The organism is Clostridia bacterium, assembly GCA_028698525.1.
Lineage (GTDB): Bacteria > Bacillota > Clostridia > JAQVDB01 > JAQVDB01 > JAQVDB01.
Map to the genome: position 1 here is coordinate 1 of JAQVDB010000064.1, position 11638 is coordinate 11638.

Annotated in this window: 10 protein-coding genes and 1 other annotated feature; all 10 genes read right to left on the reverse strand. The window is 37.7% G+C overall.

Going from position 1 to position 11638, the window contains the following annotated elements; translation table 11 throughout:
* Positions 1–221: 221 nt before the first annotated feature.
* Complete coding sequence (gene rpoC, locus PHP06_09040) at positions 222–3764, reverse strand: DNA-directed RNA polymerase subunit beta' (protein MDD3840697.1); 3543 nt, start codon at positions 3762–3764, stop codon at positions 222–224.
* Positions 3765–3781: 17 nt separating this feature from the next.
* The gene (rpoB, locus tag PHP06_09045) at positions 3782–7543 is read right to left on the reverse strand and encodes a DNA-directed RNA polymerase subunit beta (GenBank protein ID MDD3840698.1); all 3762 of its coding nucleotides are present in this window, start codon (positions 7541–7543) and stop codon (positions 3782–3784) included.
* 421 nt (positions 7544–7964) lie between these two features.
* Positions 7965–8339, reverse strand: coding sequence for a 50S ribosomal protein L7/L12 (rplL, locus tag PHP06_09050; GenBank protein ID MDD3840699.1), 375 nt, complete (start codon positions 8337–8339; stop codon positions 7965–7967).
* Between the two features lie 24 nt (positions 8340–8363).
* Entirely contained in the window at positions 8364–8885 is a 522-nt protein-coding gene (gene rplJ / locus PHP06_09055) for a 50S ribosomal protein L10 (GenBank protein MDD3840700.1), read from the reverse strand.
* A 46-nt stretch (positions 8886–8931) separates the two neighbouring features.
* Positions 8932–9080: a sequence feature (ribosomal protein L10 leader region), on the reverse strand.
* A gap of 41 nt (positions 9081–9121) precedes the next feature.
* Positions 9122–9811 (reverse strand): 50S ribosomal protein L1, encoded by a 690-nt coding sequence (gene rplA / locus PHP06_09060; GenBank protein ID MDD3840701.1) that lies wholly within the window; start codon positions 9809–9811, stop codon positions 9122–9124.
* A gap of 62 nt (positions 9812–9873) precedes the next feature.
* Positions 9874–10299, reverse strand: a complete 426-nt coding sequence (gene rplK / locus PHP06_09065; GenBank protein MDD3840702.1) for a 50S ribosomal protein L11 — start codon at positions 10297–10299, stop codon at positions 9874–9876.
* A gap of 30 nt (positions 10300–10329) precedes the next feature.
* Positions 10330–10848: a transcription termination/antitermination protein NusG gene (gene nusG / locus PHP06_09070; GenBank protein ID MDD3840703.1), complete on the reverse strand. Its 519-nt coding sequence runs from the start codon at positions 10846–10848 to the stop codon at positions 10330–10332.
* Between the two features lie 67 nt (positions 10849–10915).
* Positions 10916–11140, reverse strand: coding sequence for a preprotein translocase subunit SecE (gene secE / locus PHP06_09075; GenBank protein MDD3840704.1), 225 nt, complete (start codon positions 11138–11140; stop codon positions 10916–10918).
* Between the two features lie 39 nt (positions 11141–11179).
* Positions 11180–11329, reverse strand: a complete 150-nt coding sequence (gene rpmG, locus PHP06_09080; GenBank protein ID MDD3840705.1) for a 50S ribosomal protein L33 — start codon at positions 11327–11329, stop codon at positions 11180–11182.
* A gap of 182 nt (positions 11330–11511) precedes the next feature.
* Positions 11512–11638: elongation factor Tu (tuf, locus tag PHP06_09085; GenBank protein MDD3840706.1), on the reverse strand; the 127-nt coding region annotated here is incomplete at its 5' end.

Here is an 11638-nt window from a genome sequence, read left to right on the forward strand (position 1 = left end):
CAATAGACTGTGCTCATGATTCTTCTCCGTTTCTGTTTATTATAGTGATTAACATTATAACAGAGAAGCTCTCATGAGCATTATTTATTTAATTGTGTTTCATTTAATTTTACAACTCGCCTATTTTTTAATATGCACACTCAAAGATATAATTTATAAGTGCTATGAACAAAACTTGTGGTGGCGACTATAAAACTGATATTACCGCCACCACATTAAAATCAATTAGTTTCTTTTTGTTCTCCATCGTCTTGAGGGTGTTCACAATAGATCTTTATGTCTTTATATCTGCTCATTCCAGTACCTGCTGGTATCAGCTTACCTATTATCACATTTTCCTTTAATCCTACAAGGGGATCTATCTTCCCTTTTATAGAAGCTTCAGTTAACACCCTGGTAGTCTCCTGAAATGAAGCTGCTGATAAAAAGGATTCAGTGGCTAATGATGCTTTGGTTATTCCAAGTATTACTCGTCTAGCTAATGCCGGTTTACCGCCACTTTCTATTACTTTTTTGTTTTCCTTTTCAAATTCAAAAATATCGATCAGTCCTCCAGGCAACATATCTGTATCTCCCGAATCTTCTATCTTTACTTTTCTGAGCATCTGCCTTATGATCACTTCAATATGTTTGTCATTTATCTCTACTCCCTGGAGTCTATACACTTTTTGCACCTCATGGAGCAGATAGCTCTGTACACCTATCATTCCCTTTATTTTTATAATATCATGGGGATTAATCGAACCTTCTGTCAGCTCATCCCCCGGTTCTATCACATCACCATCGCTAACCTTTAACCTTGATCCAAAAGCTATTTGATATGTTTTGCTTTCGCCGTCGTCGCTGGTTACAATAACTTCTCTTCTTTTTTTAGATTCATTGATTTTTACTTTTCCACTGATCTCTGATATTACTGCAAGTCCCTTTGGCTTTCTAGCCTCAAACAACTCTTCTACTCTAGGGAGACCCTGAGTAATATCATCACCAGCTACACCACCTGTATGGAATGTCCTCATAGTTAGCTGGGTGCCGGGTTCTCCAATCGACTGGGCTGCTATTATCCCAACCGCTTCACCGATATTGACAGGTTCAGCTGTAGCTAAGTTCATTCCATAACACTTAGCACATACGCCATACTCAGATCTACATGTAAGAACAGATCTTATCTCTAACTGTCTTATGCCTGCTCTTATTATTTGGTTGACCTTATCCTCAGTTATCAACTCATTCTGTTTTAATATCACTTCACCTGTATCAGGGTGCAACACTTCTTTAGCTGAGTATCTACCAAATATCCTATCCTCAAATCGCTCAATTATCTCATTTCCATCTTTTATTTCACTGACTACTATCCCTTTTACTTTTTCTCCTCTTTTTTCAAAACAATCGTGTTCCCTTACTATTACATCCTGGCTGACATCTACCAATCTTCTTGTTAAATAGCCTGAGTCAGCAGTACGCAAAGCAGTATCCGCCAATCCTTTCCTAGCCCCATGAGTTGATATAAAAAACTCAAGTACATTCAACCCTTCTCTAAAGTTGGACCTTATAGGCAGTTCGATAATTTTGCCTGATGGATTGGCCATAAGTCCACGCATTCCCGCAAGCTGCCTTATCTGATTTATGCTGCCTCTAGCTCCTGAATTTGCCATCATATATATAGGATTCAAATTATCCAAGCTCTTCATAAGGGCTTCTGTCACCTTATCAGTGGCTTCATTCCAGGTAGAGATCACTTTCTCATATCTCTCGTCTTCGGAAATTAAACCTCTCCTGTATATCTTATTTATTCTTTCTATATGTTTATCTCCTTCAGCTAGGATATCATGCTTTTCCTCAGGCACTAATATATCGGATACACTTACAGTTATAGCTCCCATGGTTGAGTAGTGAAACCCTAGATTTTTTATTCCGTCCAACATCATTGCCGTCTTATCATTACCGTATTTTTTATAACATCTATCTACAATCTTGCCCAGCATTTTTTTATCTACCAACTCGTTTACTTCATACTGGAATACATTTTCTTCTTTTGTCCTATCCACCAATCCCAAATCTTGGGGGATAACCTCATTAAATATAATTCTGCCCGGCGTTGTTTCGATTATTGCCGATTTTTGAACACCGTTTATTTCTTTAGTAACCTTAACTTTTATTTTAGCATGGATATCTATCTCTTTATTTATATATGCCATAAGTGCTTCTTCAGGAAATGCAAAATATCTTCCTTCGCCCTCACAGCCTTCCTTATCTATTGTTAAATAATAACAACCAAGGACCATATCTTGAGTAGGACTGACTACCGGAGCTCCATCCTGAGGTTTTAAAATATTATTGGTGGACAACATTAAAAATCTAGCTTCAGCTTGTGCCTCTACCGATAAAGGAACATGTACTGCCATCTGATCCCCATCAAAGTCTGCATTGTAAGCGGTACATACCAAAGGATGAATCTTTATTGCTCTTCCTTCTACCAGCACCGGTTCAAAAGCTTGTATACCCAGTCTATGCAAAGTTGGAGCCCTGTTAAGCAGTACAGGATGGTCTTTTATTACTTCGTCAAGTACATCCCAAACCTCGGGCCTTACCCTCTCCACCATCCTCTTGGCACTTTTTATATTATGAGCATAATTCTCTTCCACCAACTTTTTCATCACAAAGGGCTTAAATAGCTCTAAAGCCATTTCCTTAGGAATTCCGCACTGATACATGTTTAGTTCAGGCCCTACAACTATTACAGACCTACCCGAGTAATCCACTCTCTTCCCAAGCAGGTTCTGCCTAAACCTTCCCTGCTTCCCTTTAAGCATATCACTCAACGATTTTAAAGGTCTGTTCCCAGGTCCGGTTACAGGTCTTCCTCTTCTACCATTATCTATCAGTGCATCCACAGCTTCCTGAAGCATCCTCTTCTCATTTCTCACAATTATATTAGGCGCCCCCAAATCAAGGAGCCTTTTTAATCTATTGTTTCTATTTATTACCCTTCTGTATAAGTCATTGAGGTCAGATGTCGCAAACCTGCCTCCATCCAACTGAACCATTGGACGAAGTTCTGGAGGGATGACAGGGATTACGTCCAATATCATCCATTCAGGATGATTCCCTGACTTTTTAAAGGCTTCTACCACTTCCAGCCTCTTGACTGTTCTTATCCTTTTCTGCCCCGATGAATTTTTAATTCCATTTCTGAGTTCTTTTGCAAGACTATCTAAATCTACCCTAAGAAGTAACTCTTTGACAGCTTCCGCTCCCATGCCTGCATTGAATTTGTTGCCAAATTTGGCTAGATTCTCTCTATATTCTTTTTCATTCAGCAGTTGTTTTTCTGCAAGGGGGGTATCCCCTGGATCAATTACAACATACGAAGCAAAATATAGTATCTTTTCTAGAGATCTAGGCGACATATCCAACAATAAGCCCATTCTACTAGGTATCCCCTTAAAATACCAAATATGGGATACAGGCGCTGCAAGCTCTATATGACCCATTCTCTCTCTTCTTACCTTTGAACGGGTTACTTCAACCCCACACCTGTCACAAATTATCCCTTTATACCTTACTCTTTTATATTTACCACAGTGACACTCCCAGTCCTTGGTAGGACCGAATATCTTTTCACAGAACAGACCATCCTTCTCCGGTTTAAGCGTTCTGTAATTTATGGTCTCAGGCTTTTTCACCTCGCCTTTAGACCATATCCTTATTTTATCAGGTGATGCTAATCCAATCTTTATTGAATCAAATTCATTAAGCTCGATCAAGGGTTTTCTCTCCCTTCTTAATAGTCTTCATCATCAAAATTATCGTTCATCTCATCATTAATATCTTCTTCCAAAACACTGTCATCTAAATCCTCAAGGTCATCAATATCCTCCAAATCTAGATCTTCCAGTTCTTCGTCTATATCAAAATCCTGGCCAGAATCTGCCTGATCATCATCCTCAGATTTGTCGGCGGCTTCCTTATCTGCTTTGGTTTCACTTTCTTCATTACCTTCAATGTTGACGCTTAAATCACCTAAATCGTCATCCACACTTTCTTTAATTTCTATCTCGTCTTGTTCTTCAGACAAAACTTTGACGTCTAACGCAAGACTTTGAAGTTCTTTTATCAAAACTTTAAAGGATTCAGGCACACCAGGTTCGGGTATGTTTTCGCCTTTGACAATAGCTTCATAAGTCTTTACCCTTCCAACCACGTCATCGGATTTAACTGTCAATATTTCCTGTAAAGTATGTGCCGCACCATAGGCTTCTAATGCCCATACCTCCATCTCTCCGAATCTCTGCCCACCGAACTGTGCTTTCCCTCCTAAAGGTTGCTGTGTCACCAATGAATAAGGGCCAGTTGACCTTGCGTGGATTTTATCATCAACAAGATGCGCCAATTTCAGCATGTACATATATCCTACAGTAACTTCATTGTCAAAAGGTTCGCCTGTTCTTCCGTCATATAACTTTACCTTTCCGGTGTTGGGCAACCCTGCTTTTTTCAGTGTTTCTTCTATATCTCTTTCGTTTGCACCATCAAATACTGGAGTGGCCACTTTCCAACCTAATGCTTTAGCAGCAAGTCCAAGGTGCACCTCTAATACCTGTCCTATATTCATACGTGAAGGAACACCTAATGGATTCAATACTATTTCAAGGGGTGTCCCGTCTGCTAAAAACGGCATATCTTCTTCAGGCAGAATTCTAGATATAACACCCTTGTTACCATGCCTTCCGGCCATCTTATCCCCTACAGATATTTTCCTTTTTTGTGCTATATAAACCCTGACAAGCTGATTTACTCCCGGGGGCAACTCATCGCCGCTGTCTCTTCTAAAGACCTTTACATCTACTATTATACCCCCCTCACCGTGAGGCACTTTAAGGGAAGTATCCCGCACTTCTCTAGCTTTCTCGCCGAATATAGCCCTTAACAATCTTTCTTCTGCTGTAAGTTCAGTCTCTCCCTTAGGGGTTACCTTTCCCACCAGTATATCTCCTGATCTAACCTCTGCACCTACCCTGATAATACCTCTTTCATCCAAGTCCTTTAACGCATCTTCGCCAACGTTTGGAATATCTCTTGTAATCTCTTCAGGTCCTAACTTTGTATCCCTAGCATCTGCTTCGTACTCTTCTATATGAATAGATGTAAAAGTATCATCTTTGACCAGTTTTTCACTTATTAGTATAGCATCCTCATAATTATATCCTTCCCATGGCATAAACCCTATGAGTATGTTCTTCCCTAGCGCTAGTTCTCCTTTGTCGGTAGACGGCCCATCAGCTATAATCTCTCCTTTTTTAACCCTCTGACCTTCTTTAACAATTGGTTTTTGATTGATACATGTTCCTTGGTTGGACCTAACGAATTTTAACAATTTATGAGCCTGCTTTTCTCCATCATCATACAAAATAACAATCTCATCTGAAGATACCTTTGATATCGTTCCATCTTTACTGGCCACGCTGACTACACCAGAATCCTTCGCAGCTCTGTGCTCCATTCCTGTTCCAACTATAGGTGAATCAGTTTTTACCAATGGTACCGCTTGCCTCTGCATGTTTGAACCCATAAGTGCACGGTTAGCATCATCATTTTCAAGAAAAGGTATAAGGGATGTAGCTACAGAAACCACCTGTTTAGGTGAAACGTCCATCAAATCAACTTGATTCCTAGGCACCTCAAGTACATCGTGACCGCTTCTTACAATTACCTTTTCATCAACAAAATACTCATTTTCATCCAATGGCTCGTTTGCCTGTGCTATTACGTATTTTTCTTCCTCATCAGCCGTCATATAAACTATCTCATCAGTAACTCTTCCTTTTTCCTTGTCCACTTTTCTATATGCGGCCTCTATGAAACCATATTCATTTATACGTGCATATGTACTGAGAGATCCTATCAGTCCTATGTTGGGTCCTTCCGGAGTCTCTATAGGACACATCCTTCCGTAGTGTGAGTCATGAACGTCCCTAACCTCAAAACCGGCTCTTTCCCTGCTCAAACCTCCAGGTCCCAAAGCGCTCAGTCTTCTCTTATGAGTAAGTTCGGATAAAGGATTGGTCTGATCCATAAACTGTGATAGCTGACTGCTGCCAAAGAACTCTTTAATAGCAGCTGATACAGGCCTTATATTTATTAAAGCCTGGGGCGTAACAACATCTATATCCTGTATAGTCATTCTTTCTCTTACCACTCTCTCCATACGGGATAAACCTATTCTAAATTGATTCTGCAACAATTCTCCCACAGATCTCAATCTTCTATTACCTAGATGGTCAATATCATCTATAGAACCGATGCCATATTCCAGACCAAATATATAGTTTATAGATGCTATGATATCATCCACCAATATATGTCTTGGAGTTAGCTCATCATATCTTTCTTTAACCATATTTTCTATTTCTTCTTTGCTGCTGCTATTTTCAATTATCTCCATAAATACAGGATAATAAACCTTCTCGCTTATCCCCAACTCTCTAAAATCTATATCCATTTCAAATGCGTTAGGATCAACAAAGTTATTTCCTACAACTTTTAAAATTTTATCATCAACTTTTATATTAACCGAAGTTACCCCTGCATTTTCTATTTCAATCGCTTTTTCAGAGGTGATTTTTTCACCTTCCTCGATTATTATCTCGCCTGTCTGTTTGTTTATTATCTTTTGGGCACTATTATAACCTGATATTCTATGACCGATAGATAATTTCTTGTTGAATTTGTATCTTCCTACTTTTGCAAGGTCATACCTTCTTGAATCAAAAAACAAAGAATTAAATAGCGAAACTGCACTTTCTACTGTAGGCGGTTCTCCCGGTCTCAGCCTCTTATATATTTCTAACAAAGCTTCATTTTTATTGTTAGTATTGTCCTTCTCTAATGTATTTGAAAGCTTTTCAGTGTCACCCATCAGCTCCCTTATTTCTTCATCGGTGCTATATCCTAATGCCCTTACCAATATGGTGATAGGCAACTTCCTAGTCCTATCTATCCTCACATATATTATATTGTTCGAATCGGTCTCGTACTCCAACCACGCGCCCCTGTTAGGAATCACTGTTGCAAAAAAAAGGTTTGTACCGTTTTTATCTATTTCCTCTGAATAATAAACGCTGGGAGAACGTACTAGCTGACTCACTATAACTCTTTCTGCTCCATTAATGATGAATGTGCCCTTATCAGTCATCAACGGAAAATCGCCCATAAAAACTTCTTGTTCCTTTACCTCTCCTGTCTCTTTGTTTATTAATCTTACACGAGCTTTTAAAGGTGCAGAATAAGTAAAGTCTCTTTCTTTACATTCCTCTACTGAATATTTCGGTTCACCATCAAGCGAATAACCTACAAATTCTAATATAAGATTTTCAGTATAATCTGTAATAGGTGATATGTCCCTAAATACTTCCTGGAGTCCTTCTTGCAAAAACCAATTATAGGACCTTCTTTGTACCTCAATTAAATTTGGCATTTCCAAAACTTCATCGATCTTGGAATAGCTCATTCTTTTTACTTTCCCCATCTGAACAGGATGTGCCATCATATTTATTTATCACTCCCAACACGTTTATATAATGAAATGAATTTTATGGTTAATTTTTACAGTGTCAAATATTATATATTATTCCCATAAAATACTACCCTATTCATAATTCACCCTAATATTGTTAAACAATTGAAGCAGTAAATCATTTACTTGATTTATAAATACTTAAATAAAAATTGATGGAAAGCTTTTTAAAAATTAACGCTGTAAAAAAATCATGTATGTAGAAAGCATAATTTTGATAAAAACAAAAAAAATTATGCAGTTTATAACCATGATATAATTCCCGCATAATATACACTAATGCAATATATGATTCTAACATATTATTATTTTTATGTCAATTATTATTTCTTTATTTTTTATATAAACAAAAAGGTACTCTTGCATGAGTGCCTTTTTGTTTATTATTAAATTATTTTATTTCGACCTTAGCCCCTACTTCTTCTAATTTTGTCTTCAACTCTTCAGCATCTTCCTTGCTTACTCCTTCTTTAACTGCTTTTGGAGCATTATCAACTAAATCCTTAGCTTCTTTTAGTCCTAATCCAGTTATTTCTCTTACTGCCTTTATAACTTTTATCTTTTGCGCACCTATTTCCGCTAGAACAACGTCAAATTCAGTTTTTTCCTCTTCAGCTGCTCCTGCTCCACCTGCTGCTGGAGCGGCTGCCATTGCTACAGGCGCTGCAGCTGTTACCCCAAATTTTTCTTCCAATTCTTTAACCAACTCTGATAGTTCTAAAACAGTCATATTTTCTATAGCTTCTATTATTTCTTCCTTTGTCATGTTTATTAAACCTCCATTCAAATTTTATTGTTTTTTGTCTTTTACAGCGTTTAAAGCATATACCAGATTCCTAATTGTTCCTTGCATCACATTGACAAGCCCAGTAATAGGTGAATTCATACCGGCCAATGCTTTTGCTATAAGCACCTCTCTCGGCGGCAAGTCTGCCAAGGCTTTTATATCATCAACCCCAACTATCTTACCATCGACAATACCTACCTTGACTTGCATCTTTTTATATTCATTAATAAATTTATTTAATACTTTTGCAGGGGCGACAGGATCATCTAATCCAATCGCAATTGAAGTAGGTCCTTCAAGAGCATTAACTACATCATCATAGTCGCTATCCTGAATAGCTAGCTTTGCAAGAGTGTTTTTTACTACTCTATATTCTACATTTGACTCTCTGAAACGCTTTCTCAAGTCTGTATCTTCTTCAACAGTCAAACCTTTATAATCAGTAAATATAACACAGCTAGCATTGTTTATCTTTTCCTTTAGATCACGTACAACCTGTTCTTTTAACTCTCTGTTCTTTGGCATTAATACTTCCACCTCCTACCTCTTAAGTTGGTTACCTGAAAAATTATCGGATATAACAAAAGCCTTCTGCGTAGACATCAAGAAGGCTTATAATATACATATATTATCTAAAACCTCGGTAGGACGACATTTTAAAAAATAAATGTCCATTAAGCATCGAGCACCTACTGTCTACGGTAAATATTCAATTTACTCCGTAATATTAACACAATCTATAAGTAAAGTCAATAATATTTTTAAAGTTTAACAGGATTTATCTTTATCCCAGGTCCCATTGTAGTGGATAACACTACATTTTTCAGATAAGTCCCTTTTGCAGCTGCAGGTTTAGCTTTTATAATAGCATCCATTATTGTTTTTAGGTTATCCATAAGTTTTTCCTGTCCAAAAGACACCTTACCGATAGGAACATGAATGATCTTTGTCTTGTCAACTCTGTACTCAATTTTACCAGCTTTGATATCTTTCAAGGCTTTCTCAATATCCATAGTTATAGTCCCTGATTTAGGATTAGGCATAAGGCCCTTGGGTCCTAAAATCCTCCCAAGTCTTCCTACGATTCCCATCATATCAGGTGTTGCCACCACTACATCAAAATCTAGCCAATTTTCATTCTGAATCTTTGCGACATATTCCTCTGCTCCTACATAATCAGCGCCAGCTTTTTCAGCTTCTTCCGCCTTATCCCCTTTAGCAAAGACTAGAACCCTTACTTGTTTACCAGTTCCATGGGGGAGAACAACAGCACCCCTTACCTGTTGGTCTGCATGTCTTGGATCTACGCCTAGTCTAACTGCCAGTTCAACAGTCTCATCAAAATTTGCCTTACCCGTCTTTAAAATAAGATCTACAGCTTCTTCTGGATCATAAAGCGCGTGTCTATCGATTAGCTTTAGACTTTCTTGATACTTTTTTCCTCTTTTCATATTTTCATCCTCCTCTGTGGTATTAGCGGTAATATCCTCCCACTCAAATCCATAGCAATAAATTATTCTTTAACTGTTATACCCATACTTCTGGCTGTACCCTCTACCATGCTCATTGCAGTTTCAATGCTGGCAGCATTTAAATCTTTCATCTTCAATTCTGCTATATCTTTCACATCTTTTTTTGATACGCTAGCTACTTTATCTAAATTCGGTCTGCCTGAAGCCTTATCAATCCCTGCTGCTTTCTTCAACAGCACAGCTGCTGGCGGAGTTTTTGTTATAAAAGAAAAAGATCTATCCTGATAAACAGTTATAACAACAGGAATAATCAACCCTGCCTGACTTGCAGTCTTTTCATTAAATTCTTTGCAAAACCCCATTATATTCACTCCATGTTGACCTAATGCTGGTCCAACTGGCGGAGCAGGAGTAGCCTTCCCTGCAGGTATTTGCAACTTTATCAATCCAACTACCTTCTTTGCCATGCCTAACACCTCCCTGTATAGCTAAAAAAATTATATCTTTTGAACCTGATTGAATTCTAATTCAACAGGGGTCTCTCTGCCAAACATAGATACAGATACCCTTATTTTTTGCTTGTCTGGCATTATCTTTTCAACAACGCCTATAAAGTTTTCCAGCGGTCCTGATGTGACTTTTACATTCTCACCTATTTCCACATCGATTTTAATTGGGATATCCTCAACCCCCAATTCTCTCACTTCATCGTCAGTTAGCGGTATAGGTTTTGAGCCCGGCCCAACAAATCCTGTCACACCCCTAGTATTGCGGACAACATACCATGTTTCATCAGTCATTATCATTTTAATAAGGACATAGCTAGGGAATATTTTCTTCATAGTTGCCTTTTTTTTGCCGTCTTTAATTTCTATCTGTTCTTCCATAGGCACTTGGACTTCTAAAATCAAGTCCTGTAGCCCTCTGGTTTCAACTGTCTTTTCTAAATTTACTTTAACCTTGTTTTCATAACCCGAATAAGTATGAACTACATACCATCTACCTTTATTCTCCATATTTCAGGCAGTTTGTTCCCTGCTCTAACCCTCCTTTGAAAACTAAATATAAGTATATAAGCCCTTATTATAATGATAAAAACCAATTCATAAAGCTACTAAGACCATAGTCAATCAGTCCAATCAATATGGACGATGCTACAATGGTAACCACCACTACTATCGTATAAGTTTTTAATTCTTTTTTATTAAGCCAAGTTACCTTTTTTAGTTCAGATCTAACATCCTTTATGAATTTAATAGGGCCTTTCCTGGGAGCCTTTGTCGGTTTGTTTTTATTCTTTTTAGCCACTCTTTATTCACATCCCTCTGCTATCATTAGGATATATGCTTATTTAGTTTCTTTGTGTAGCGTATGCTTCTTACAAAATCTACAATATTTTTTAAGTTCTAATCTGTCTGGATCATTTTTCTTATTCTTCATAGTATCATAATTTCTCTGCTTACATTCGGTACAAGCTAATGTTACTCTCGTTCTCAATTATAAACACCTCCTGCCACCTGTCAAAGACTAACTTACAGCGTTTTCGTCAAGTTATAAAAAAGCCTTTCTAAATCTATCACATTTTATTATCATTGTCAATAATCATGAACAATACAACTATGAGTAAAAAGACTAGGTTTAGACTAAACCTAGTCTTTTAGGTATTTCTACTTTTTTGTTTATTCTATTATTTCAGTAACAACGCCTGCACCAACGGTTCTGCCGCCTTCTCTTATAGCAAATCTCAATCCTTTTTCTATAGCTATCGGGGTTATAAGTTCTATTGTCATGTTTACATTATCCCCG

Bases quoted from the DNA above. Each gene is read 5' to 3' on its own strand.
- rpoB (MDD3840698.1), bottom strand. From the start codon at position 7,543: ATGGCACATCCTGTTCAGATGGGGAAAGTAAAAAGAATGAGCTATTCC.
- rplL (MDD3840699.1), bottom strand. From the start codon at position 8,339: ATGACAAAGGAAGAAATAATAGAAGCTATAGAAAATATGACTGTTTTA.
- rplJ (MDD3840700.1), bottom strand. From the start codon at position 8,885: ATGCCAAAGAACAGAGAGTTAAAAGAACAGGTTGTACGTGATCTAAAG.
- rplA (MDD3840701.1), bottom strand. From the start codon at position 9,811: ATGAAAAGAGGAAAAAAGTATCAAGAAAGTCTAAAGCTAATCGATAGA.
- rplK (MDD3840702.1), bottom strand. From the start codon at position 10,299: ATGGCAAAGAAGGTAGTTGGATTGATAAAGTTGCAAATACCTGCAGGG.
- nusG (MDD3840703.1), bottom strand. From the start codon at position 10,848: ATGGAGAATAAAGGTAGATGGTATGTAGTTCATACTTATTCGGGTTAT.